The sequence below is a fragment of the Nocardia kruczakiae NBRC 101016 genome (assembly GCF_001612965.1).
Taxonomy (GTDB): domain Bacteria; phylum Actinomycetota; class Actinomycetes; order Mycobacteriales; family Mycobacteriaceae; genus Nocardia; species Nocardia kruczakiae.
Window position 1 is genome coordinate 1 of record NZ_BDBL01000041.1, and the last position, 23,044, is coordinate 23,044.

22 protein-coding genes, 1 pseudogene and 1 riboswitch are annotated in these 23,044 nt (G+C 68.6%); of the genes and pseudogenes, 12 read left to right on the forward strand and 11 right to left on the reverse strand.

What is annotated here, in order from left to right; translation table 11 throughout:
- Positions 1 to 1,161: pseudogene (locus tag NK1_RS26235) on the reverse strand (hypothetical protein); the annotation flags it as partial.
- 197 nt (positions 1,162 to 1,358) lie between these two features.
- Between NK1_RS26235 and NK1_RS26240 the strand changes: the two are divergent.
- Together NK1_RS26240 and NK1_RS26245 are read left to right on the forward strand one after the other, a co-directional pair.
- Positions 1,359 to 1,817, forward strand: coding sequence for a DUF3151 domain-containing protein (locus tag NK1_RS26240; protein WP_036506471.1), 459 nt, complete (start codon positions 1,359 to 1,361; stop codon positions 1,815 to 1,817).
- Between the two features lie 71 nt (positions 1,818 to 1,888).
- Positions 1,889 to 2,983: an FUSC family protein gene (locus NK1_RS26245; RefSeq protein WP_063012901.1), complete on the forward strand. Its 1,095-nt coding sequence runs from the start codon at positions 1,889 to 1,891 to the stop codon at positions 2,981 to 2,983.
- Positions 2,984 to 3,291: 308 nt separating this feature from the next.
- Here NK1_RS26245 and NK1_RS26250 read toward each other — a convergent pair whose 3' ends face one another.
- A complete protein-coding gene (locus NK1_RS26250) occupies positions 3,292 to 4,074 on the reverse strand; it encodes a site-2 protease family protein (RefSeq protein ID WP_063012903.1) in 783 nt (260 codons plus the stop codon).
- 60 nt (positions 4,075 to 4,134) lie between these two features.
- Positions 4,135 to 4,758 (reverse strand): hypothetical protein, encoded by a 624-nt coding sequence (locus tag NK1_RS26255; RefSeq protein WP_245660827.1) that lies wholly within the window; start codon positions 4,756 to 4,758, stop codon positions 4,135 to 4,137.
- Between the two features lie 335 nt (positions 4,759 to 5,093).
- Here NK1_RS26255 and NK1_RS26260 point away from each other — a divergent pair, with 335 nt between their 5' ends.
- Entirely contained in the window at positions 5,094 to 6,383 is a 1,290-nt protein-coding gene (locus tag NK1_RS26260; protein WP_063012921.1) for an adenylosuccinate synthase, read from the forward strand.
- Positions 6,384 to 6,398: 15 nt separating this feature from the next.
- Here NK1_RS26260 and yczR read toward each other — a convergent pair whose 3' ends face one another.
- Positions 6,399 to 7,889, reverse strand: coding sequence for a MocR-like transcription factor YczR (gene yczR / locus NK1_RS26265; protein ID WP_063012922.1), 1,491 nt, complete (start codon positions 7,887 to 7,889; stop codon positions 6,399 to 6,401).
- A 62-nt stretch (positions 7,890 to 7,951) separates the two neighbouring features.
- Between yczR and NK1_RS26270 the strand changes: the two genes are divergently transcribed.
- Positions 7,952 to 8,200, forward strand: coding sequence for a hypothetical protein (locus NK1_RS26270; protein WP_063012923.1), 249 nt, complete (start codon positions 7,952 to 7,954; stop codon positions 8,198 to 8,200).
- Positions 8,201 to 8,283: 83 nt separating this feature from the next.
- Complete coding sequence (locus tag NK1_RS26275) at positions 8,284 to 8,907, forward strand: methylated-DNA--[protein]-cysteine S-methyltransferase (protein ID WP_063906116.1); 624 nt, start codon at positions 8,284 to 8,286, stop codon at positions 8,905 to 8,907.
- Positions 8,908 to 8,916: 9 nt separating this feature from the next.
- Here the strand turns inward: NK1_RS26275 and NK1_RS26280 are convergent, their stop codons facing one another.
- Positions 8,917 to 9,792, reverse strand: coding sequence for an alpha/beta fold hydrolase (locus NK1_RS26280; protein WP_245660829.1), 876 nt, complete (start codon positions 9,790 to 9,792; stop codon positions 8,917 to 8,919).
- 8 nt (positions 9,793 to 9,800) lie between these two features.
- Between NK1_RS26280 and NK1_RS34005 the strand changes: the two genes are divergently transcribed.
- Positions 9,801 to 10,292, forward strand: coding sequence for a CGNR zinc finger domain-containing protein (locus NK1_RS34005; protein WP_084461586.1), 492 nt, complete (start codon positions 9,801 to 9,803; stop codon positions 10,290 to 10,292).
- A gap of 7 nt (positions 10,293 to 10,299) precedes the next feature.
- On the opposite strand, the gene NK1_RS26290 is transcribed toward NK1_RS34005, so the two are convergent.
- From NK1_RS26290 to NK1_RS26310, 5 genes are all read right to left on the reverse strand, one after another.
- Positions 10,300 to 10,761, reverse strand: coding sequence for a hypothetical protein (locus NK1_RS26290; protein ID WP_157104451.1), 462 nt, complete (start codon positions 10,759 to 10,761; stop codon positions 10,300 to 10,302).
- Between the two features lie 71 nt (positions 10,762 to 10,832).
- The gene (locus tag NK1_RS26295; protein ID WP_063012930.1) at positions 10,833 to 13,445 is read right to left on the reverse strand and encodes a LuxR family transcriptional regulator; all 2,613 of its coding nucleotides are present in this window, start codon (positions 13,443 to 13,445) and stop codon (positions 10,833 to 10,835) included.
- Between the two features lie 129 nt (positions 13,446 to 13,574).
- Entirely contained in the window at positions 13,575 to 14,675 is a 1,101-nt protein-coding gene (locus NK1_RS26300; protein WP_063012933.1) for a CaiB/BaiF CoA transferase family protein, read from the reverse strand.
- 110 nt (positions 14,676 to 14,785) lie between these two features.
- Complete coding sequence (locus NK1_RS26305; RefSeq protein ID WP_036506445.1) at positions 14,786 to 15,688, reverse strand: amidohydrolase family protein; 903 nt, start codon at positions 15,686 to 15,688, stop codon at positions 14,786 to 14,788.
- 49 nt (positions 15,689 to 15,737) lie between these two features.
- Positions 15,738 to 17,141, reverse strand: coding sequence for an FAD-dependent oxidoreductase (locus NK1_RS26310; protein WP_063012934.1), 1,404 nt, complete (start codon positions 17,139 to 17,141; stop codon positions 15,738 to 15,740).
- A gap of 264 nt (positions 17,142 to 17,405) precedes the next feature.
- Between NK1_RS26310 and NK1_RS26315 the strand changes: the two genes are divergently transcribed.
- The 5 genes from NK1_RS26315 (at position 17,406) to NK1_RS26335 (ending at position 20,887) form a co-directional block, all read left to right on the forward strand.
- Positions 17,406 to 17,876 (forward strand): Rv0361 family membrane protein, encoded by a 471-nt coding sequence (locus NK1_RS26315; RefSeq protein WP_063012935.1) that lies wholly within the window; start codon positions 17,406 to 17,408, stop codon positions 17,874 to 17,876.
- A gap of 54 nt (positions 17,877 to 17,930) precedes the next feature.
- Positions 17,931 to 18,044, forward strand: a riboswitch (SAM riboswitch).
- A gap of 18 nt (positions 18,045 to 18,062) precedes the next feature.
- A complete protein-coding gene (locus NK1_RS26320) occupies positions 18,063 to 18,485 on the forward strand; it encodes a rhodanese-like domain-containing protein (RefSeq protein ID WP_036506441.1) in 423 nt (140 codons plus the stop codon).
- 40 nt (positions 18,486 to 18,525) lie between these two features.
- Positions 18,526 to 19,740, forward strand: coding sequence for an O-succinylhomoserine sulfhydrylase (locus tag NK1_RS26325; protein ID WP_063012937.1), 1,215 nt, complete (start codon positions 18,526 to 18,528; stop codon positions 19,738 to 19,740).
- Between the two features lie 47 nt (positions 19,741 to 19,787).
- Positions 19,788 to 20,414 carry a type 1 glutamine amidotransferase family protein gene (locus NK1_RS26330; RefSeq protein ID WP_063012939.1) on the forward strand — a complete coding sequence of 209 codons (627 nt, stop codon included), beginning with the start codon at positions 19,788 to 19,790 and terminating at the stop codon, positions 20,412 to 20,414.
- Positions 20,411 to 20,887 carry a MarR family winged helix-turn-helix transcriptional regulator gene (locus NK1_RS26335; RefSeq protein ID WP_063012941.1) on the forward strand — a complete coding sequence of 159 codons (477 nt, stop codon included), beginning with the start codon at positions 20,411 to 20,413 and terminating at the stop codon, positions 20,885 to 20,887. Before NK1_RS26330 ends, NK1_RS26335 begins: the two co-directional genes overlap by 4 nt.
- A gap of 34 nt (positions 20,888 to 20,921) precedes the next feature.
- Here NK1_RS26335 and NK1_RS26340 read toward each other — a convergent pair whose 3' ends face one another.
- Positions 20,922 to 21,680 (reverse strand): HAD-IIA family hydrolase, encoded by a 759-nt coding sequence (locus tag NK1_RS26340; RefSeq protein WP_084461588.1) that lies wholly within the window; start codon positions 21,678 to 21,680, stop codon positions 20,922 to 20,924.
- A 275-nt stretch (positions 21,681 to 21,955) separates the two neighbouring features.
- Between NK1_RS26340 and fgd the strand changes: the two genes are divergently transcribed.
- The gene (gene fgd / locus NK1_RS26345) at positions 21,956 to 22,963 is read left to right on the forward strand and encodes a glucose-6-phosphate dehydrogenase (coenzyme-F420) (protein WP_063012945.1); all 1,008 of its coding nucleotides are present in this window, start codon (positions 21,956 to 21,958) and stop codon (positions 22,961 to 22,963) included.
- Positions 22,964 to 23,044 lie beyond the last annotated feature (81 nt).

The window sequence follows — 23,044 nt, forward strand, 5'->3', positions numbered from 1 at the left end:
TGCGCCCGGCCCCCGCGATCCCGGCGCGCCGGGCGCGCCCTGCTCACCGCCCGGTCCGCCCTGGACCTCAGGGCGTTTCGGACCGCTCTGCCCGGCTGCGGGCGGCGTGGCGCGAAGCTTCTCGGTGGCCGCCGGATCGGGCTTCTGAATCGGCAGGATCGTCGTCGCGTCGTCGGACGGGTTCGATATCGCGGGAAAGTCTTGTGGCGCATCGGTTTCCGCGTCCGGCGCCGCAGCGTCCCGACCACTGTTCGCGCCGCCGGACTGCTGCGCCGGGCCGGACTTCGGGGTCTTCTCGCCATCCTTTCCGGACGAAACCCTGGGCAGTGCAACGGTTTTCGACTCGTCGGTACCGGTGCCGTTCTCGTTCGCGGCAGCGTTCGGCGCCTTCGAGCCCGGCGCGGCGGCACGTGCGGCATCGGCGGCGCTCTGACCGACTGCGGCACCTTCGGTGCCCCCGGCCTTCGCGGCGCCCGCAGCCTTCGCACCCGTCGCGGTGCGCTCGGCATCGGGGGCGGCGGCCGGTTCGTTCGTCGTCGCTGGGCCGTTCGTGGCGCCAGACCCGGCAGTGCCGGCTGCTGCGTCGGACTTGCCGGATTCCTCGGAGGTGGGGGCCTTGCCGGGCTCCCCGGGCTTGTTGCCGGATTCCGTGCGCCTGGGGATGGCGACCGTCTCGGCTTCGCCGGCCGCTGCACCGCCCGCCGCGGTGCCCGCCTTTCCGGCGGCGCCCTTCTCGGCACCGGCCGGCTCGGCGGGTTCGCCACCGTCGCTCGCCTTCGAGCCGGGAGCGCCGGCGGCCGGCTTGCCGGAACCGGCACTACCGGAACCGCCGGACTCCGCGCCGGGAGTGTCCGGACCGGGCTTGTCGCCCGCACCGGAATTCGGCTGGGCCGCCGCGTTTTTCGCCCCCGGTGCGCGAATGACCCGAGTTTGCGCCGACGGTGACGGCATGGGTGCGGTGGGCGCGGCGCCGGGCAGTTGATCCCGGGAGATGCGCTGGGTACGGTCCGGGGCGCCGGTGTGCGGTTCGCGGCCGGAAGCAGGCCCGCCCTGGGCGCCGAGCTTCGCCGGTCCGTCCGGACCCGCACCGGATGCAGCCTGACGCGTACGGTCGCCGGAGGCGCCCTGGTGCGGCTTCTGATCGTCGTTCGGGTCGGACACGCGCTACCCCTTGCTCACTATCGGCTGTCGGTCGTCGACTGTCGGTCTCAGACGGCCAGCCTAATGGGGTCGGGGCGCGTAGGAGGCGGCAGACGCGCAACCACATAAGTGCTCGCCCTCGCCGACCGGGGCTCGGCATCGGCCCGGCGCACCCGCTGCCCGGCGAGCCGCTGCGGTGGCGGTGCACAATGAAGCCCATGACCTCCTTCGGTGATCTGCTCGGACCGCAGCCGGTATTGCTTCCCGAAAACACGGAAGCCGAACAGGCGCTGCTGGACAATCAGGACCCGGTCCAGGTCGCCGCCGCGCATCCGACGGCCTCCGTGGCCTGGGCGCAGCTGGCCGAGGATGCGCTCGACCGCGCCGGCATCGTGGGTGCGCCCGAGGGCCAGGCCGAGGTGACCCTCGATGTGGTGGCGGCCTACGCCTTCGCCCGCACGGGCTACCACCGGGGCCTGGACCTGCTGCGCCGCAACGGGTGGAAGGGCTTCGGCCCGGTGCCGTGGAGCCACGAACCCAACCAGGGTTTCCTCCGTGCGGTCGGCGCACTCGCCCGGGCCGCCCAGGCCATCGGTGAGAGCGACGAATACGCCCGCTGCCTGGATTTGCTCGAGGATTGCGATCCCCGTGCCGCCGCCGAACTCGGTCTGGACTGAGACTGGCCGGCACGGAACGGTTCGCGACCGCCATCACCGTCGATGCGGTTCGCGACAGCGGTAGACAACGTATGCGCAATGGATGGGTGCGTCTGCGCCGATCCGCGCTTCCGATCTTCCAGTGTGCGGTGGGCGCGGCCCTGTCCTGGTTCGTCGCCCACCGGTTGGTGGGACATCCACAACCGTTCTTCGCGCCGATGGCCGCGGTCATCTCGATCGGCGTGTCGTTCGGTGCGCGTCTGCGCCGATCGGTGGAACTCGTCGGCGGTGTGGCCGTCGGGATCGGGATCGGCGACTTCTTCATCGGACAGGTCGGAACCGGTGCGTGGCAGATCGCACTCGTCGTCGGCGTGGCGATGGCGATCGCGGTATTTCTCGACAGAGGTGCGGTCATCCCGATGCAGGCCGCCAGTTCGGCGGTGCTGGTCGCCACGTTGATGCCGCCGCATACCGGCGGAGGGCTCAACCGCATGGTCGACGCGCTGGTCGGTGGGTTCGTCGGCGTCGTGGTGGTGGCCGCGATTCCGCTGCACCCGGTGCGCCGGGCCCGGCAGCAGGCCGCCGATATCCTCACCGTCCTGGGTGCGGCGCTGACCGAATGCGCCGACGGCCTCCACGAGCAGAATGCGGAGAAGGTGCGCGACGCACTGCATTCCGTGCGCGGTACGCAACCGCAGATCGACGGTCTGCGCAACGCGGTGGAGGGCGGGCGCGAGGTCAGCCGGATCTCGCCGCTGTACTGGAATTCCCGGCCGCGGCTGGAAGCGATCCGCGCGGCGGTCGACCCGCTCGACAATGCCGTGCGCAATACGCGAGTGTTGTTGCGCCGCGCCCTGACTTTGGTCCGCGACGACGAAATCCTCGATCCCCGAATGATCGCCGAGGTCGAAGAACTGGGGCAGGCGGTGGAAGTGGTGCGCCGCTACATGGTTGCCGAACCCGGCGAACAGCCCGATGCCGCCGAGGCGACGCGTGTCCTGCGGCGGGTCGCGAAGGGCGCGACCAAGGATCTGGTCGAGGGCGCCGGCCTGTCCTCTCACGTGGTCTTCGCCCAATTGCGTTCCATCGTGGTCGATCTGATGCAGGTCTGCGGTATCAAACGCCTGTCGGCGATCGCGCTGCTGCCGCCCACCGTGCAGAACCCCTATGTGGCGCCGCAGGATTGACGACACGGCGGTACCAGTAGTCGCCGAGCGGTCCGCGAGGCCGCCGGGTCCGGCTGCGCACGGCCATCGCGTTCGAATCGGGTAGTCGACTACTCGTGTCGCGGGGCGGCGTGGATCGTACGTTTGTCTCGACCGCGTCGACGAGGGGTGGCGCGGTCGGAAAACTTCGCGACGGATGCGACGTGCGGCCGTTTTGGTGTGCGGCCGACCGCGTAGGGGGCGGGCGCTCCGTCGCGAAGAGGGCCGCCCGGTTCCCGTTCGCCGGCGAATCGGACCGGAATCGGGCGCGCCCGCCGAAAACTCGCGTGTCAGCTCCAGAAGCGGGTCAGATAACTACCGATGGCCGCCCAGTCCGAGGGCACGCCCGACAGCTCGAACACCCAGTAGACGGCATCGAAGAACACCCGATTGAGCTCCGGCACCCACAGGATCGCGAGCAACAGCAGCAGCCCGAACGGCTTCACCTGATCCAGCGAACGCCGGGTCTGATAACTCAGCGACGGCTCCACGATCGCGTAGCCGTCGGTCCCCGGAATCGGCAGCAGATTCAGAATCGTCGCGGTGATCTGCAGAAACGCCAGGAAACTCAGGCCGAACCAGAAGGCGGCGTGGTCGTGGGTGGAGCCGGCGAACCGGACGATCACCAGCAGCACCACCGCGCACAACGCGTTGACCGCCGGACCCGCCGCGCTGATCGCGCGCTGGGTACGTGTCGAGAAGTTCTGCGTATTCAGATAGACCGCACCGCCGGGCAGCGCGAACCCGCCCAGCGCGATGAAGAAGATCGGCAGTGCGATCGACAGCAGCGGATGGCTGTATTTCACCGGATTCAGCGTCAGGTATCCGCGCATCTGCACTTCACGGTCCCCGGCTCGATACGCCGTGTACGCGTGGCCGAATTCGTGCAGGCACACGCTGAGAATCCAGCCCGCCACCACGAAGACGAACACGCCGGCCTTGGCCCGGGTGGACAGCGGATCGGCATCCCACGCCAGTGCCCCGCCCAGGGCGGTGACCACGACGATCAGCAAGAAGATCGGACTCGGGCCGGTCCCTCGGCGGTACTCCCGGGCGCCTACGTGGTTACGCAAGCTGCCGCCTCCGGGGCCGTCGTCCGTACCGCACTACTCGCCGAGCCGGGAAGGGATAGGTCATCGCACCAGCAGCCAGGGCTCGTGATGACGGTAGAAACTCGACCGCGGCACGGTGCGATCGGCGGCGATGCCGTCGCGGGTCACCGCGGCGCCCGGTGAACCCAGCTGTACGGCACGCCCGGCCACCCAGCGCTTCTTACCCCAGCCGCGCTGCACCGTCGCGCGCACGCCCGGCATCTCGAGTGTCGGCGAAACATGCAGTGCCGCAACCTTTCCGGTGAACAACCGGACTTCGTCGACGTAGGCCTCACCCTCGAGTTTGCCGCCGTCGCGGCCGGTGATCGTAGCCCGGCCGACCAGGACGGTACCGGTCTCGTCACGAATCAGGGGCGTCGGCTCGGGCCGGCCTTCCAGCGCGCGTTTGGCGGCGTGCGAGCCCGTCCCGGTCTGATAGGCGCGGGAACCGTAGGTGCGATCCACCGGCACGTAGCCGATCTCGACGGCCAGCCGTTCGGTGCGCAGCAGATGGGTGAGCACCGCGGCCAGACCGGCGTCCTCGCCCAGCACGATCAGTCGCGGCTGGTTGTCGGCGGCCAGCACCGGAAGCAGTTCGTCCAGTTCGGAGGTCTCGGGGATCGCCGTGGTCTGGGTAGTGGGCAGCGACGCGAGCGCGATGGGCACGGGAGCGCCGTTGCAGCGGAGAACATGAGTACTCAACTGCCGAACACCCTCCTCGGACCTGCCAACGCCATCGCCCTCGCTGCCTACCGGGCGCACCCCTGCCGGGACGCCTCCGCAGGCCACTGTAATCGGCTCGGGCGGTCGGCGCGCTCTCCGCTGCGCCGCGCGGGGGAGGAGGTGGCTGGTTGGGGCACGAATTGTGTCCACTAGACTGTCCCTCCGGCCACCGCCACATGGCGCGAGCGACGGGCCTCGGGAGCGCCGTCATCGGGCTCTGCAACGGCAGGTAGCTGCAGCGTCGCCGATGCTGCGTGTCGACACCGTAGGAGACTCCCATGCCGGCAATCGTGCTGATCGGCGCCCAGTGGGGCGACGAGGGTAAGGGCAAAGCTACCGATCTGCTCGGCGGCCGCGTCCAGTGGGTGGTCCGCTACCAGGGTGGCAACAACGCAGGTCACACGGTGGTTCTGCCGAACGGCGACAATTTCGCGCTGCATCTCATCCCGTCCGGCATTCTGACGCCGGGCGTCACCAACGTCATCGGCAACGGTGTCGTCATCGATCCGGGTGTGCTGCTCGACGAACTCGCCGGACTGGAACAGCGCTCGGTGGACACCACCCGGCTGCTGCTCTCGGCCGACGCGCACCTGATCATGCCGTACCACGTGGCCATCGATAAGGTCACCGAACGCTTTCTGGGCAACAAGAAGATCGGTACCACCGGACGCGGCATCGGCCCCTGCTATCAGGACAAGGTCGCCCGCGTGGGCGTGCGCGTCGCCGATGTGCTGGACGAGAAGATCCTCACCCAGAAGGTCGAAGCCGCACTGGAATTCAAGAACCAGGTGCTGGTGAAGATCTACAACCGGCGCGCACTCGACCCGCAGCAGGTGGTCGACGAGGTGCTGAATCAGGCCGAGGGCTTCAAACACCGCATCAGCGACACCCGGCTGCTGCTCAACCAGGCCCTGGAGAACGGCGAGACCGTTCTGCTGGAGGGCTCGCAGGGCACCCTGCTCGACGTCGACCACGGCACCTATCCCTATGTGACGTCGTCGAATCCCACCTCCGGCGGCGCCGCGGTGGGCGCGGGCGTGGGACCCAACAAGATCACCACGGTGCTCGGCATCCTGAAGGCCTACACCACGCGCGTCGGCTCCGGGCCGTTCCCGACCGAACTGTTCGATCAGTCCGGCGAATATCTCGCCAAGACCGGCGGCGAGGTCGGCGTGACCACCGGCCGCGCCCGCCGCACCGGCTGGTTCGACGCGGTGATCGCGCGCTACGCCACCCGGGTCAACGGCATCACCGACTACTTCCTCACCAAACTGGATGTGCTGTCGAGCCTGGACCGGGTGCCGATCTGCGTGGCCTACGAGATCGACGGCGAGCGGGTGGAGCAGATGCCCACCACGCAGACCGAATTCCACCACGCCAGGCCCATCTACGAGGAGATGCCGGGCTGGTGGGAGGACATCTCCGGGGCCCGCAGCTTCGAGGATCTGCCGGCCAACGCGCGCGCGTACGTCGAACGGCTGGAGGAGCTCTCCGGCGCCCGCGTGTCCTGCATCGGTGTCGGGCCCGGCCGCGACGAGACGATCGTCCGTCACGACATCCTGAAGTAGCGAAAACGTTCGGGCTCAGTAGCAGGTGAGCGGCGCCAACGGTTCGGTGGCGTGCGGGGTCAGCGACGCGTAGGTCGCCGCGATCGACTTCACCGCCACCCGCAGATCGGATTCGGTGTGGGTGAACGGGATTCGCAGAAAACGTTCGAACGCGCCCTGGACTCCGAAGCGCGGCCCGGCGGCGAGCAGCACACCGTGATTGGGCGCGGTGGCGGCGAGGGCGGTCGAGACGGGAGCCGGTAGCTGCACCCAGATCGACATACCGCCGCGGCCGGGACTCACCTGCCAGTCGGGCAGCTCCTCGGACAGGGCCTCGAGCAGGGCGGCGCGACGGCTGTGGAGCTGTTCGCGGCGTTGTTCGAGGATCACGTCCGCATGGTCGAGCAGATAGCCGGTGGCCAGCTGATCCATCACCGGCGTGCCGAGGTCCACCGTGGACCGGGTGCCGAGCAGTTTCGCGATGAGCGACTGGTTGGCCCGGATCCAGCCGACGCGCAGGCCGCCCCAGAACGACTTGGACGCCGATCCGATCGTCACGATTTCCGATCCGCGCGCGAAAGCGGCTGCCGGAGGGGGCGTTTCGCCGTCGAGCTGCTGATCGACCATGGACTCGTCGACGATCACCGTCATCCGGGTCTCGCGGGCGATCGCGGCCAGTTCGGCGCGGGCGTCGGCGCTCATCAGCAGGCCGGTCGGATTGTTGAAGTCCGGCACCAGGTAGGCGGTACTGGCGGCGGTTTGCCGTGCGGCACTGCGGATTCCGTCGAGGTCCCAGGCGGTCTCCGGTTGTTCGGGGCGCAGTGGCACGGGGACGGGCCGGGCGCCGACGTCGCGGATCGCCTCGATCGCATTGGGATAGGTCGGGTGGTCGATCAGGACGCGTTCGGCGGGTGCGGTGAGCACATTGAGCAACAGCCGAAGTCCGTGCTGCGCACCGAGAGTCACCAGAATCTGATCCGGTTCGGTGGGCAGGCCGCGTTCGGTGTAGCGGCGCGCGAGCATCTCACGCAGCGGCAGTACGCCCACCGGATCCATGCCGTGGGTGCCTAGGTAGATCGGAAGTCCCTGCAGTGCGGCGGAATACGCGTCGTTCATCTGCGGGGGCGCCGACATCGCGGCGTAGGTGAGGTCGATGGTGGGCTGCGCGGTCGGCGACATCACCGCCAGAATGCTGCGGGCCGGTTTGGTGCCGTCGTGTGCGACATCGGAGGGCAGGGCCACCGTGCTGCGCGAGCCCTGCCGGCTGATCAGATAGCCGTGCTCGCGCAGCAGCGCGTACGCGGAGGTGACCGTGGTGCGGCTGACACCCAGCGCCGTCGCCAGATCGCGTTCGCTCGGCAGGGCGATCCCCAGTGGGGCGCGGCCGTCGTGGATCAGCAGGCGAATACTCTCCGCGAGCGCCAGATATGCCGGGCGGGCGCCGCGGCGAGCGGCGCCGGATTCGTCGTGCCGCCAGCGGCCCAGGTCGCGGGTGAGGGTGGCCGCACTGATCACGCGTATCGCCATAGGGGCCAGTATCCGGGTAGTGGCTATTTGATTCAAGTCCAGATGCGGGCAGGCTGGACCACATGTTCTCGGGTATCGCCGCTCTGCCGGTCGTCGCGGTCGTTCTCCTGGCCGCCTATCGTTATGCCACCGGATCCGGGCGCCGGGTCGTCGCCCTGTTCGATCGGTATCGTCCCAACGCGCCGATGGCGGATTGGTCGCTGCGCGAGGTGGAGTGTCGCGATCCGGCCCGGGAACTCGCGGCCCTGCGGGGTCGGCAGACCTGTGTGGCACGGGACCGGTCGGCGAATCGACCGCCTGTGGTGCCCTGACCGTCGGAGCGGCATCAGTCCAGTCGAGTGATACTGGACTGCAATTGCCGGGGATGTCGGACCCTCGGTGCACACTGTGGGGTATGTCTGCGGGCAAGCTGTCCTCGGTCGCGGTGACCGAATTCGATACCGCCATCGGCCGATGTGCGATGGGGTGGACCGATGACGGTGTCGTGCGGTTCCAGCTGCCGGAGGTCGTCGTCCGCGGTCCCGAGCCCGCTCGGCCGTCGGCCTCCGAACAGGCCTCGGATGCCGGCGCCCGCACGGCCGGCATGTTGCGCCGAGGTGTGGACGCGATCGCCGCCGAGCGGGTTCGCGTCGTCGAACCGTCCGGCGGGATGGCCGAGGCGATCCGGGCCATTCGCGCGCATCTGACCGGGGAGCTCGACGATCTGCGGTGGATTCCGGTGGACTACCGCGCCCAGCCGGAATTCCATCGCGCGGTGTACGACATCACGCGCACCATCGGCCCCGGACACACCCTCACCTACGGCGAGGTCGCCGCCCGGGCCGGGGCGCCCGGCGCGGCCCAGGCCGTCGGACAAGCCCTGGGCCGCAATCCGATTCCGTTGATCGTGCCCTGCCACCGTGTGCTGGCGGCCGACCACGGGCTGCACGGCTTCTCCGCGCCGGGCGGCATCGTGACCAAGGCCAGGCTGCTCGAAATCGAACGCACCTCGGGATTCGGCGAACCGACCCTGTTCTAGACGCCGGGGCTATTGCGATGCCGGCAGCCGATCGAGGAAATCGGCGATGAGCGGGGCGATCTCGCGCAGATGCGTTTCCAGGGCGAAATGGCCGGTATCGAACAGGTGCAACTCGGCAGCGGGCAGATCGGCGAGGTACGCCTCGGCGCCGGGGGCCGGGAAGAAGGGGTCGTTCGCACCCCAGACGATGAGCGCCGGAGGCGTGGACGTGCGCAGCCAGGCCTGCCATTCGGGATAGCGGGCCACATTCGAGTGGTAGTCGTAGGCCAGCGACAGCTGCGCCCGGGTGCGGCCGGGCAGGTCGAGGTAACTCTGGTCCAGCATCCAGCTCTCCGGGGCGAGCCGGCTCGGATCCGCGACGCCCTGTTCGTATTGGCCGCGGGTGCCGTCCGGGCCGAGCAGTTGGCCGATGATGTCGTCGGCTCCTTCCTGCTCCGGCCGCAGCGCGATGAAATCCTTTGCCCCGGCGGACAATCCTGCTTCGTAGGCGTTCCCGTTCTGCACCACCAGGCCGGTGATCCACTCGGGATGACGAGTGGCGATGCGGTAACCGACGGGCGCGCCGAAATCGAAGACGTACATCGCGAATCGGGTCAGGTCGAGCTGCCGCACGAATGCCTCGGTGATATCGGCGAGGCGATCGAAGGTGTAGTCGAAATCCGCCGGCGCCACGGTATTCCCGAAGCCGGGATAGTCCGGGGCGATCAGGTGATAACGGCTGCCCAGCACGTCGATGAGGCGCCGGAACTGGTGCGAACCCGATGGGAAGCCGTGCAACAGCAGCAGCGCCGGAGGGTCCGCGCGAGTGGGCACGGATTCGCGGTAGAAAACCTCGACGCCCTCCACCTCGACGCGCCGGTGCCGCACTTCGGTCACTTCGATCATGGTGTCACATGCCTTATCTCCGTAGGGATGCATTAGTTGTAGTCGACTCGAACCTGCAGGCCGGGCGGCTGTCCGGGCTACCCGGCGACGCCACCGCGGCCGATCTGGCCGCGGTACACGCCGTCCGCGATCACACCGCGCGAATACTGGAAGCCCTTCTGGCCGAGCGGGTCCCGCCGGCGGCCGCGCTGGACGGTCTGACCGCCGCGCAAGCCGCCGCGCCGGCGATCCGCACGCTGGAATGGGGTGCGGGCGGGTTCACCGTGACCGTGCGGCGCCTCGGGGAGCCGGGTACGCACGTGGCCGCCGCGCTCGCCGACGCGGCGGTGGATCTGCTCGCCGACCCGTCCATCGCTCGCGTGCGGCAATGTGCCGCCGACGACTGCGTCCTGCTGTTTCTACCCGCCCATCCACGGCGGCAGTGGTGTTCTCCGGAACGCTGCGGCAACCGGGCCCGCGTCGCCCGTTATTACCAGCGGCACAGGGGCACCGACCGGTGACCGCGAACTACTTGTGGTCCGGGTTGGGGTTGATCGCGCCCTGGATGCCGTCGTTGGCTCGGTTGACGCCGTCGACCACCGCATCCGGGACGGCATCGGGCACCGGCGCGCTGAAACCGCCCACGCGCACTTCCCGCGGAGCCGGCGGTTCGCTCGGCTTCGACTCCGGCTTGGGCGCGGCGCGGGGCGCGGACTGCGGCGTGGGCACGTGTTGTGGTGAGGCGGAACGCAATTCCGCCGGCTCGTCGGAGGGCGCCGGGGCATCCGGGGTGGTGACACCGGGCTGAACCGGGCCGGTCGCGGCCGCCGTACCGGCGAATCCGAGGACCACCGCGAGCGGCACTGCCGCCATCGCGACCCGAATACCCGTCATCAGATACCGATTTCGACGGATCACGCCGAGCACCACCCTCGTCAGCAAGCCTGCCTGTGCGGCGACCATGGCCGCCGCGTGCATCGTAATCGACAACCACGCCGGGTGTGCAGTGCCGAATCCTGTGATCCGTGCCGTCTCACCACGATCGGACGCCCGCATGATGGTCAGCGCTGTTTGCCTCGGGGCGGCTCGCCGCGCATCAGATCGGCGAGTGCCTCGCGATCGGTGACATCGAGCTTCATACAGGCCCGATAGAGATGGCCCTCGACGGTCCGCACCGAGACGGTCAGCCGGTCCGCGATCTGCCGGTTGCTGAGCCCGGCCGCGACCAGGTTGGCGATTTCGCGTTCGCGCGCGGTGAGCGGAAGTGGTTGTGCCGATTGCCGAAGCGCCGGTGTGCTCGCGCCGCCGCAGGCCGCGGCCAGGCGGTTGGCCGCCGCGGCGGATTCGAGCAATCGGCGGCGATCGCCGTGCCGCTCGTGCACCGAGGCGGCCTGCGCGGCGGCGTCGGCGGCCGAGAGCAGGGCGCCCATCCGCTCGAATTCGGCTGCGGCCGCGTCCAATCCGGGCCCGTCCTGGGAGGCGACCGCCACGGCGTGGCGAGCCTGCACCTGCACCAGCGCGCCGTCGATCCGCGCGGCGATATCGGCGAGCCGCCCGGCCACGGTGCGGTCGCCGAAGCGGGCCGCGGTGTGCAGGGCCATGGCCTCGATCGCATGCTGATGGGAACGGGCCGCGGCGTCGGCGGCTCCGATGGCCAGCCGCACGGCCGGGGCGACGGTGCCTTCGGCGGCGGCCTGCCAGGCGCGCGCGATTTCGAGCTGCGGTTCGTAGACCGCGCTGTGCCGGCCACCGCGCAACCGCGCCTCGGCGATCGTCTCGGCGGCTTCCGCGGCGCGGCCCAGGGCCGAATAGGCCTCGGCCAGACGGATTCTCGCGGGGAACATCCACGCTGCGGCGCCCTCGGCGGTCAGCGCGGCGAGCGCCTGTTCGAGATTCTCGACGCCCTCCGGGAAGTGGCCCTGCGCCACGTCGACGGTGCCCTGCAGGATTTTCGACAGCCCCCAGGCCAGGTACTGTCCCGGCGCCGAATAGCCGAAATAGCCGGAGGCGCAGCGTCGTGCGGCCTCCAGTTCACCGGTGAAGGTGAGCGCCAGCACTTCCGCGTGCGCGGACATGAATCGCGTCGGCCCGTCGACCTGTTCCTCGACCTGATGGCCGCGCAGGGTGTATTCACGCGCGGCCGCGCCGCGACCCATCAGCGCCAGCGCCAGACCGCCGCCGAACGACGCCCACCACACCGCCCAGGCCGGTGCGTCCGGTGTGGACATCACCGCCTCGGCGTCGGTGAAGGCCTCCTCCAAGCGGTTCTCGTTCACCTCGCAGGCGGATGCCAAGCCCTGCAACGTCAACACGATCTTCGGATGTCGGACCCGGCTGCGAACGAGAGACAGCACCTCGTCGGCGCGATCGGCATCGCCCATGGCCCACAACAGATTCGAGACGCGGGTGCTGCCCCAGCGGGCCAGCTGCACCTCGTTCAACTGGTCCGGATCGAAACTGGCCAGCGTGCGTTCGGCCTCGATGCGATGTCCCTGCCACAGCAGTGCGCGGGCCAGCAGATCCGCGGACTCGACCCCGCCGCGACGCTCCACGGCCGCCCGCGCGAACCGCTCACCGAGCGGGATGTTCGCCAGCCCGATCGCGTCGGCCGCGGCCGCCTCGAACAATTCCAGATCCGCGGATTTGTCGCTGTCCAAAGCCAATTCGGCCAGCCGGATGCGATCGGAGGCGGATTTGATGGGCCGCTCCCGCAGCGACGAATACAACCGGCCCCGGAGCCGGCGCGCCGAGGCGATGCCGAGCCGCCGCCGGATCACCTCACCGAACAGCGGATGGTTGTAGCGCACCAGCAATTGGTGGCCGTTCTCGACGATCCTTATCACGCCGCGGGTTTCGGCCTGTTCGACCGCGTCCTCCCCAGCCAGTTCGGCCAGGACGTCGAGATCGATGGGCTCGCAGAAGGTGAGCAACTCCAGCACGCGCAGCACCGACTCCGGCAGCTGTTCGACGCGATCCTCCAGCAGCGCCGCCAGTTCCGAGGTCACCGCCGCCCGCCCGCGCAGCTGCCACACCCCGTTGACCTGTCGCAGGGTGCCCGCCTCCAGCGCACCCTCCACCAGATGCCGCAGGAACAGGGCGTTGCCGCCGGAGGACTCCCACATCAGATTGGCGGTGAACCCCTCCAGCTGTCCGCCGAGCATGGATTCGACCAGTTCGACGCTCTGCGGTTCGGAGAACGGCGCGAGGTCGATCCGCAGCAGATGCCCGTCCTTCCACAGCGAGGTCACCGCATCCGGCACCGGCACCCCGCTGCGCACCGTGCAGACGATCCGCGCGGCCTTGTCGATGGCCAACTGCAACAACAGCGTTGCCGAGAGCTGATCCAGCAGGTGAGCGTCGTCGACGCCGATGATGGTGTCGCCGTCGGCCAGCAGCGCCTCCCGGGCGGCGGCCATGAACGTGACGGGGTCGTGCGCGGTGTACACACCGACCATATGGGCGAACACTCCGAGCGGAATACTGCGCGCGGACTCGGTGCCCGCCACCCAGCGCACACTGCCGCCCACCGCGGCCGTCGCCTGCCGCGCCAGGGTCGTCTTACCCACGCCCGCGTCGCCGGTCAGGATCGCGCCGACGAATTCGGTGCCGGTCAACGCGGCGCGAATCGACCCCAATTCGCCACCACGCTCGATCATCGGCCAGTTGCGAGGCATGAAATTACTGTAATGCCTCGGCGAACATGCGCAGAATGAACGAACCGCGAACGGCCACAGCCCTATCCAGCGCAAACGCCGGCGCGCGGGCAACGCCCCGGTGGCGGTGCTCGCCACCGGGGCGCCGGTTCAGTTCGCCCACACCTCGTCGATGGCGGTGGCGGCCGACGGCGGCGGGGTGGGGGTGCCGGCCTGGGTGCGGGAGAAGCGCGGGGCCGGGGCGTGCTGGACCACGCCGTCGATCTCGACCAGCGATTCGCGGGCGGTGATGTGGCCGTTCTCGATGGCCTCGGTGAAGGTCAGCACCGGGGTGCAGCAGGCGTCGGTGCCGTCGAAGATCGCGGCCCATTCGTCGCGAGTCCTGGTCTTGAACTTCTCCGTGAACAGCTTGCGCAGCTGGTCCTGGCCGTTGGGGTCGATCTGCATCGGCAGGCCCTCGGGGTCGATCTCGAGGCCCTTCAGGAATTCGGCGTAGAACTGCGGTTCGATGCAGCCGACGGCCATGTACTTGCCGTCGGAGGTCTCGTAGGTGTCGTAGAAGGCCATGCCGGTGTCGAGCAGATTGGTGCCGCGTTCGTCGGACCACAGACCCATGCCGCGCATACCCCAGATCATGTGCGAGAGCGAGAGCGCGCCGTCGATCATCGCCGCGTCGATCACCTGGCCCTTGCCCGAGATGGACCGCTCCACCAGCGCGGAGAGCACACCCATCACCAGGAACATCGAACCGCCGCCGAAGTCGCCGACCATGTTCAGCGGCGGGACCGGGCGCTCACCCTTGCGGCCGATGGCATTGAGCACACCGGTCAGCGAGATGTAGTTGATGTCGTGGCCGGCGCGGTCGGCGAGCGGGCCGTACTGTCCCCACCCGGTCATCCGGCCGTAGATCAGGCGCGGGTTGCGCTCGAGGGTGACGTCGGGGCCCAGGCCCATCCGCTCGGTGACGCCGGGCCGGAAACCTTCCAGCAGCACGTCGGCCTTGTCGATCAGGCCCAGCACCTTCTCGATATCGGCCGGATCCTTGAGATTCGCCTCGACGATGGTGCGTCCCCGCCACTGCGGCCGTTCCATGAATCCCGGCAGCTGGCCGGGACGCTGCACGCGCACCACATCGGCGCCCAGATCGGCCAGCAGCAGTGCCGCGTGCGGGCCGGGGCCGATTCCGGCCAGCTCGAGAACCTTGATGCCCGCGAGTGGGCCCTGCCCGGTGGTGGTGGATGAAGTGCTCACGCCCTACCTCGGTTCGTCGTCGATCCTGCGACCGGCGGCGCGCGCCGGTGTTGACACTACGACAATAAGCGGTGGATGTGACGCACGGCATCCGGGTGCGGTGTAGGCGGCTATTCGATGATCCGCAGCGGCCGGGTCCGGTCCGGCGGCTGGTTGCGGTTCGGCGGTTGCGTGCGATTCGGCGGCTGGGGCAGTTCCGAGCGGCGCAGCCGCAGCGTCGGCGGTTCGGCGCGCGGAATCGGCAGCGTCGGCACCGGATCCTCGGCCGAGCGCACCTTCACCGGCAGCCGGTAGCAGGCACGGGCGTTGTCCTCGAGCACCCGGTACATATCGGCGCCGACGGCCCGGCCGATGATCTCGATATCGGCATCGCGGAACGGCCGCCCGGCCCGGTTGCCCGGCAGATCGGACCCGAACATCAACGCACCCGGATTCACCGCGTGCACCCGCCGCATCGCCGATTCCACATCCATCGACACCCGCCCGAATCCGGAGGCCTTCACCCGGGCCCCGCGATCCACCAGATTCAGCAGATAGGGCAGGCATTCGTCGGACATGCCCATATGGTCGATGCTCAGCGCCGGCAGTTTGGAGATGACCGGTTCCAGCGAGCCCAGCATGGATCCGTCGATGTAGAGCTCGACGTGCCATCCGGCGAGTTCGTAGGCGCGCACGGCCTGCATGGTCAACGTGACGATGTCGACCGCGGCGCGCTTGAGGTTGAACCGGATCGCGCGCACTCCGGCCCGGTCCAGCTCGATGATCTGCTCGTCGGTGACGTCCGAGGGCAGATTGATCACCCCGACCCAGTTCGGCCCGAGTTCGGCCAGCGCGGCGATCATGAACGTGGAGTCGGTGCCCTGAAAGGACGCACTCACCACCGCACCACCGTCGACATCGAAGTGCGCCATGCGCTTTCGATAGTCGCCGATGGTGTACGGCTCCGGCAGGTAGCCCTGATTCTCGACCAGCGGAAACCGCGGGTCGATGATGTGAACGTGTGAATCGAACACGTGATCAGCATGCCTCAGGTCGGTGACGAATGCGGATCCGGCGTGGTGTTCAGACCTTGTGCGGCTCGCTGGCGCGCAGCATGTCCTCGCGTTCGACGACCTTGACCCGCTCGCGGCCCTCGGGCTCGCCGAGCGAGCGCTCGTGGGCGTCGAGGCGGTACCAGCCGGCCCAGGTGGTGAACGGAATGCCCTTGTCCTCGAGGAACTTCGTCACGGCCTCGGGATCGGGTTCGGCGGCCGGGGTGAAGGAGGCGGCGTCGTCGAGCAGGCAGGCGATGGTCTCGTTGGCATCGCCCTTGGTGTGGCCGATCAGGCCGACCGGGCCGCGCTTGATCCAGCCGGTGACGTAGGTCTGCGGCAGGTAGCGGGCGGCGCCGTCGGCGCCCTCGTCGACGAGCACGCGCCCGGCCTCGTTGGGCACGGTGCCGGCCTGGTCGTCGAACGGCAGCTGCGGGATGTTCTGCGACAGGTAGCCGACGGCGCGGTACACCGCCTGGACGTCCCAATCCTTGTAGGTTCCGGTGCCCTTGACGTTGCCGGTGCCGTCCAGGGTGGTGCGCTCGGTGCGCAGGCCGACCACCTTGCCGTCCTCGCCGATCAGTTCGGCCGGGGATTCGAAGAAGTGCAGGAACAGCTTGTGCGGGCGGTCGCCGACATCGCGGATGGCCCACTGCTCGAGGGTGTTGCAGACCATGTCGACCTGCTTGGAGTGGCGGCGAGCGGCCTCGGACCCCTCGTCGTAGTCGATGTCCTCCGGATCGACGATGACCTCGATGGTCGGCGAGTGATCGAGTTCGCGCAGCTCCAGCGGGGTGAACTTGGCCTGCGCGGGACCGCGGCGGCCGAAGACGTGCACCTCGAGCGCCTTGTTGTTGCGCAGGCCCTCGTAGACGTTCGGCGGGATCTCGGTCGGCAGCAGTTCGTCACCGGTCTTGGCGAGTACGCGAGCCACGTCGAGCGCGACGTTGCCGACGCCCAGGACGGCGACCTTCTCCGCGTCCAGCGGCCAGGTGCGCGGTACGTCCGGGTGGCCGTCGTACCAGGAGACGAAGTCCGCGGCGCCATAGCTGCCGTCCAGGTCGATACCCGGCACGCCCAGGGCGCGGTCGGCGTTGGCGCCCGTGGAGAAGATCACCGCGTCGTAGAAGCGACGCAGGTCCTCGAGGTCGATGTCGCTGCCGTAGTCGATATTGCCGAGCAGGCGGACCTGCGGCTTGTCGAGCACCTTGTGCAGGGCGGTGATGATGCCCTTGATGCGCGGGTGGTCGGGGGCGACGCCGTAGCGAATGAGACCGAACGGGGCCGGCATGCGCTCGTAGAGGTCGATACTCGCCTCGACCTCGGACTTCATCAGCGCGTCGGCGGCGTAGATTCCGGCCGGTCCGGCACCGACGATCGCGATGCGCAGTGGGCGGTCGCCCGCGCCGCTCTTCGTTCCAGCGTGTTCGGTCATTTCTACGCGCACCTTTGGTCGAAAACTCTCGTCTTGTCAGCCGTCCTTCTTAGCTTAGGCTAAGTTGACGTGCGGGCCGGGCCCCTGCCCGACTGCTCCGCCGATGCTGCCTCGTTGCCGCGCGGAGCTCTCCCGATCCGTGCACCGGATGTGGCCGGAGTTCTGGTGATTCTATCGGTGGCACACACCGCCGCTATTCCCGGTATCCGCGCGAAAATGCGGGCGTGATCTTCGACACTTCGGCCTACCGGGGATGATCGCAGCATGAGTGACAGCGATCCGGCCGCCCGGAGCGACCCCCGGGGCGATGATCCGGCTACCTCGATCGATCAGCGCGACACCACGCGATCGGCGAAGCCGTTCCTGATCGCCGCGGCCATCGCCGTTCTCGCGGTGCTCGCCGTCGTGATCCTCGGCGTCACTCGCCCGGCTGAGAACAATCTCACAGATCCGGACCGGGTGGCCATCGCGGCGCGCAACTTCGCCACGGCGAGAAGCGATTCCGATGCCGACCGGCGCAAGACCACCGAATGCGCGGGCTTCGACGAGAAGAAGTCGCCGCTGGGCGCCGGCTCCGTGGGCAAGAAGGTGGAGATCGCCGGAGTCGACGCGGTGCACATCGACGGCGACCACGCGACGGCCTCGGTGACCAGCCGGATCGACGGGCACAACACCGCGGCGAACTGGAATTTCGGCCGGGAGAACGGCACCTGGCTGGTGTGCGGCAACCCCTGAGCCGTCGCCGTCGATGTTTGACAATCGGGCCTGTGACCAGGCATTCTCGGTTCAGGTCATGAGTACCAGCGACAAGCCCCGGCTCGCTGGTCGGCAACCCTCCTCCGCGGTGGGGTGCTCCGGGTGACGACCTGGCCGCGGTCCGACCGGACGCGGCAAGTGCGGATTCCGTAGGAGGTTCGACAAGTGAGTTACGCCGGTGACATCACGCCTGGGCAGGCGTGGGAGTTGTTGCGCGACAATCCGGATGCGGTGCTGGTGGATGTGCGCACCGAGGCCGAATGGCGATTCGTCGGAGTGCCCGACACCACCTCGATCGAGCGGCCGACCGCCCTCATCGAATGGGTCGACGGCACCGGCTCGCCCAATCCGGCGTTCGTGGAGCAGTTGAAACAGGTGCTGGCCGATCGCGCGGGTGACAGCGATGCCCCGGTGATCTTCCTGTGCCGGTCCGGGCAGCGTTCGATCGGTGCGGCCACGGCGGCGACGGCAGCCGGCTTCGCACCCTCCTACAACGTGCTCGAGGGTTTCGAGGGTCCGCTGGATGCCGAGGGGCATCGTGGTGGCGCCGGTTGGCGCGCACTCGGCCTGCCGTGGCGGCAGTCGTGAGCGGATCTGTTGTGCGGCAATTCTTTTCGTGGAGGCAGTCATGATCACCGGCGGTGCATTCGATCGGCCGCTGCCCGAGGGCGTGGGTCCGGCGACCCTGGGCGTGCGCGGCGGGCTGCGGCGCTCCGGTTTCGAGGAGACCTCCGAGGCGCTGTATCTGTCGTCCGGATTCGTCTACGAGAGTGCCGAGGCGGCCGAAGCGGCCTTCACCGGCGATATCGAGCATTTCGTCTATTCGCGCTACGGCAATCCGACGGTCGCGATGTTCGAGGAGCGGATGCGGCTGCTCGACGGCGCCGAGGCGTGCTTCGCCACCGCCAGCGGGATGTCCGCGGTGTTCACCGCGCTGGCCGCCCTGCTCGGGCAGGGCGATCGGCTCGTGGCCGCGCGCAGCCTGTTCGGTTCCTGTTTCGTGGTGTGCAACGAGATCCTGCCGCGCTGGGGCGTGGAAACCGTCTTCGTCGACGGTGAGGATCTCGACCAGTGGGAGCGGGCGCTCTCGGAGCCGACGGCCGCGGTGTTCTTCGAAACCCCGTCGAATCCGATGCAGACCCTCGTCGACGTGCGGCGGGTGAGCGAACTGGCCCATGCCGCCGGAGCGAAGGTCGTGCTGGACAACGTGTTCGCGACGCCGCTGTTGCAGCGCAGCCTCGACCTCGGCGCCGATGTGGTGGTCTATTCGGGCACCAAGCACATCGACGGACAGGGCCGGGTGCTCGGCGGTGCGATCCTCGGCACCGGCGACTACATCAACGGTCCGGTCAAGAATCTGATGCGCCACACCGGCCCGGCGCTGAGCCCGTTCAACGCCTGGACCCTGCTCAAGGGTCTGGAAACGATGCCGCTGCGGGTGCGGCAGTCGACGCAGTCCGCGCTGGCCGTCGCCGAGTTCCTGGAACGGCATCCGGGCGTGGCCTGGACGAAATACCCGTTCCTCACCTCGCATCCGCAGCACGAGCTGGCGACCTCGCAGATGTCCGGCGGCGGCACCGTGGTGACCTTCGAACTCGCCGCGGGCGCCGACGAGGGCAAGAAGCGCGCCTTCGAGGTGCTGAACCGGCTGCGCATCGTCGATATCTCCAACAACCTCGGCGACGCGAAGACCCTGATCACACATCCGGCGACCACCACGCATCGGGCGATGGGTCCCGAAGGCCGTGCGGCCGTCGGACTCACCGACGGGGTGCTGCGCATCTCGATCGGACTCGAGGATGTGGAGGATCTGCTCGGCGATCTGGAGCAGGCGCTGAGCTGACACCGAAACCATTGACAGTATGCTGTCAATTATGACAGCATACTGTCATGAGTAAAACGGTGCATCTGGCGGTCTACGACACGTTCTCGGATTGGGAGCCCAGCTACGTCACGGCCGGTATCAATCGCCCACTGATGCAGCGCGAACCGGGAACCTGGCGGATCCGCACGGTCGGTGCCACCCCCGAGCCGGTCACCTCGATGGGCGGGCTGCGCGTGCTTCCCGATCTGACTCTGGATCAGCTCTCGCCGGGCGACAGCGCGATGCTGGTCCTGCCCGGCGCCGATATCTGGGAGGACGGGCAACTCGCGCCGTTCGCCCAGGCGGCGGCGGACTTTCTGAAGGCCGGCGTGCCGGTGGCGGCGATCTGCGGCGCGACCTACGGACTGGCGAAACAGGGCCTGCTCGATGCTCGTCCGCACACCGGCAACGCCGCGGAAAACCTTGCCTCGACCGGATATTCGGGAGCGGGACACTATGTGGACGAACCGGCCGTGACCGACGGTGATCTGATCACCGCGAGTGGTATCGCGCCGATCGACTTCGCGCGCCATATCTTCGCGCGGCTGGATCTGTTCGAGCCGGCCGTCCTGGACGCGTGGTATCGGCTCTACGCGGACCGGGATCCGAGCGGGTTCTTCGCCCTGCAGGCCGCGACGGCCGAGCCGGCATGACTCGCGGTGATGCCGAACTGTTCTCCGCGGCCGCGATCACGACCTTCAAGCTGAACGGCCAGTTCCTCACGATCGCAGAGGAATTGGCGAAACCGGCGGAGATCACCGCAGCCTGGTGGCAGGTGCTGGGCGCGGTGCTGCACGAACCGCTGCCGGTCTCGGGAATCGCGCGCGAGATGGGCATCACCCGCCAGAGCGTGCAGCGCATCGCAGACCTGCTGGTGGACAAGGGGTTCGCGGAATACCGGCCCAACCCGGCACATCGCCGGGCGAAGCTGGTGGCGATCACCGATGCCGGCTACGCGGCGGTCCGCCGGATCACCCCGCACCATGCGGTGATGGCGAAAAAGCTTGCCGCGCAACTGGGTTCGGAACGGTTCGAGCAGATCGTGGCCGCGCTGGGCGACCTCTCGGCGGCGCTGGCCGCGATCGAATCGGCGGGCGCAGCCGAGGCGAGCGCCGACCAGACCTGAACGAAGCCGCCTGAACGAAGCCGGCCGACCCCGTTCAGACCGCGAACGGATTCTCGGTGCGGCCCACGAGATCGGCCACCGAATCGATCACCAGCGTCGGCCGGTACGGGAACTGTTCCATCGACGCCCGGGTGGAGATCCCCGAGGTCACCAGGACCGTGCGCATCCCCGCCTCGAGGCCGGCGATCACATCGGTGTCCATCCGGTCGCCGATCATCACCGCCGATTGCGAATGCGCGCCGATCTGCCGCAGTGCCGAGCGCATCATCAGCGGATTCGGCTTGCCGACGTAGTACGGGTCGCGCCCGGTGGCCCGGGTGATCAGCGCGGCGACCGAACCCGTCGCGGGCAGCACGCCCTCGCGCGAGGGCCCGGTCGGGTCGGGATTGGTGGCGATGAACCGGGCGCCGCGCTCGACCAGCCGGATCGCGGTGGTGATCGCCTCGAACGAATAGGTCCGCGTCTCGCCGAGGACGACGTAATCCGGATCGCTGTCGGTCAGCACGTAGCCGATCTCGTGCAGGGCGGTCGTCAGTCCCGATTCGCCCACCACGTACGCGGTGCCGCCGGGACGTTGCTCGTTCAGGAACGTGGCCGTGGCGGTCGCCGAGGTCCAGATCGAGGACGCCGGGATGTCCAGCCCGATCCGGCGCAGGCGGGCCTGGAGATCGCGCGGGGTGCGGATGGAGTTGTTGGTCAGGACCAGGTACGGAATCTCACGCTCGGTCAGCTCCGTCAGGAACGCATCGGCGCCGGGGATGAGGTGGTCCTCGTGCACCAGCACGCCGTCCATATCGGTCAGGTAGGACAGAATCGGTTCACTGTCGGCAGTCACGAGCCAATTGTGGGCTATTGCCGATAGTGATGTGACGTTCCGGTAGGTGCGTACGCGCGGCGGCCGGAGGATTCGCACTGGTTATGGTCGAATGCGACCGCAGCTTGCCGCGCTGTCGAATTTCGGGACAGGAATTTCGGGACACCCGTCCAGCGCTGCACTCGGTCGACGCGGTCGTCTCCCACCCGGGAGCCGGCCCAAGCACGCACGTGACGGCGAACAGGAGTGGCGCAGTGAGTGATCTCAAGCTGGGATACAAGGCGTCGGCAGAACAATTCGGACCACGCGAGCTCGTCGAGCTCGGCGTTCTGGTCGAAGAACACGGCCTCGACAGCGCGACCGTCAGCGATCACTTCCAGCCCTGGCGGCACGAGGGTGGTCATGCTCCGTTCTCGCTGGCCTGGATGACCGCGGTCGGTGAGCGGACCTCCCGCATCCAGCTCGGCACCTCGGTGCTGACGCCGACCTTCCGCTACAACCCCGCGGTGATCGCCCAGGCCTTCGCGACCCTCGGGGTGCTCTACCCCGATCGGATCATGCTGGGTGTGGGCACCGGGGAGGCGCTCAACGAGATCGCGACCGGTTACAAGGGGGAGTGGCCGGAGTTCAAGGAGCGCTTCGCGCGGCTGCGCGAATCGGTCGACCTCATGCGCGCGCTGTGGAGCGGTGACCGGGTCGATTTCGACGGTCAGTACTACACCACGGTCGGTGCGTCGATCTACGACGTGCCGCCGGCCGGGATCCCGGTCTACATCGCCGCGGGCGGACCGGTGGTGGCCCGGTACGCGGGCCGGGCCGGTGACGGTTTCATCTGCACCTCGGGCAAGGGGATGGACCTCTACACCGAGAAGTTGATGCCGGCCGTCACCGAGGGCGCGGAGAAGGTCGGGCGCACGCTCGGCGACATCGACCGGATGATCGAGATCAAGATCTCCTACGACACCGATCCCGAACTGGCGCTGGAGAATACGCGGTTCTGGGCGCCGTTGTCGCTGACCGCCGAGCAGAAGCATTCGATCACCGATCCGATCGAGATGGAGGCGGCCGCGGACGCGTTGCCGATCGAGCAGATCGCCAAGCGCTGGATCGTGGCCAGCGATCCGGACCAGGCCGTCGAGCAGATCAAGCCCTACGTCGACGCGGGGCTGAACCACCTCGTCTTCCACGCTCCCGGCCACGACCAGCGTCGCTTCCTGGACCTGTTCGCCCGCGACCTGGCACCGCGCCTGCGCGCCTTGTGAGCACGGGCGCCGGGTGGACGCACCGGCTACTCCCTCGGACGTCATGCTCGGCCCGTCGGGCATGACGTCCGCTCGTTCCGG

Excerpts from the sequence above, each read along its gene's own strand:
- NK1_RS26240 (WP_036506471.1), top strand. The coding sequence starts at position 1,359 with ATGACCTCCTTCGGTGATCTGCTCGGACCGCAGCCGGTATTGCTTCCC.
- NK1_RS26245 (WP_063012901.1), top strand. The coding sequence starts at position 1,889 with ATGCGCAATGGATGGGTGCGTCTGCGCCGATCCGCGCTTCCGATCTTC.
- NK1_RS26260 (WP_063012921.1), top strand. The coding sequence starts at position 5,094 with ATGCCGGCAATCGTGCTGATCGGCGCCCAGTGGGGCGACGAGGGTAAG.
- yczR (WP_063012922.1), bottom strand. The coding sequence starts at position 7,889 with ATGGCGATACGCGTGATCAGTGCGGCCACCCTCACCCGCGACCTGGGC.
- NK1_RS26270 (WP_063012923.1), top strand. The coding sequence starts at position 7,952 with ATGTTCTCGGGTATCGCCGCTCTGCCGGTCGTCGCGGTCGTTCTCCTG.
- NK1_RS26275 (WP_063906116.1), top strand. The coding sequence starts at position 8,284 with ATGTCTGCGGGCAAGCTGTCCTCGGTCGCGGTGACCGAATTCGATACC.
- NK1_RS26280 (WP_245660829.1), bottom strand. The coding sequence starts at position 9,792 with ATGATCGAAGTGACCGAAGTGCGGCACCGGCGCGTCGAGGTGGAGGGC.
- NK1_RS34005 (WP_084461586.1), top strand. The coding sequence starts at position 9,801 with ATGCCTTATCTCCGTAGGGATGCATTAGTTGTAGTCGACTCGAACCTG.
- NK1_RS26295 (WP_063012930.1), bottom strand. The coding sequence starts at position 13,445 with ATGCCTCGCAACTGGCCGATGATCGAGCGTGGTGGCGAATTGGGGTCG.
- NK1_RS26310 (WP_063012934.1), bottom strand. The coding sequence starts at position 17,141 with ATGACCGAACACGCTGGAACGAAGAGCGGCGCGGGCGACCGCCCACTG.
- NK1_RS26315 (WP_063012935.1), top strand. The coding sequence starts at position 17,406 with ATGAGTGACAGCGATCCGGCCGCCCGGAGCGACCCCCGGGGCGATGAT.
- NK1_RS26325 (WP_063012937.1), top strand. The coding sequence starts at position 18,526 with ATGATCACCGGCGGTGCATTCGATCGGCCGCTGCCCGAGGGCGTGGGT.
- NK1_RS26330 (WP_063012939.1), top strand. The coding sequence starts at position 19,788 with ATGAGTAAAACGGTGCATCTGGCGGTCTACGACACGTTCTCGGATTGG.
- NK1_RS26335 (WP_063012941.1), top strand. The coding sequence starts at position 20,411 with ATGACTCGCGGTGATGCCGAACTGTTCTCCGCGGCCGCGATCACGACC.
- NK1_RS26340 (WP_084461588.1), bottom strand. The coding sequence starts at position 21,680 with ATGGACGGCGTGCTGGTGCACGAGGACCACCTCATCCCCGGCGCCGAT.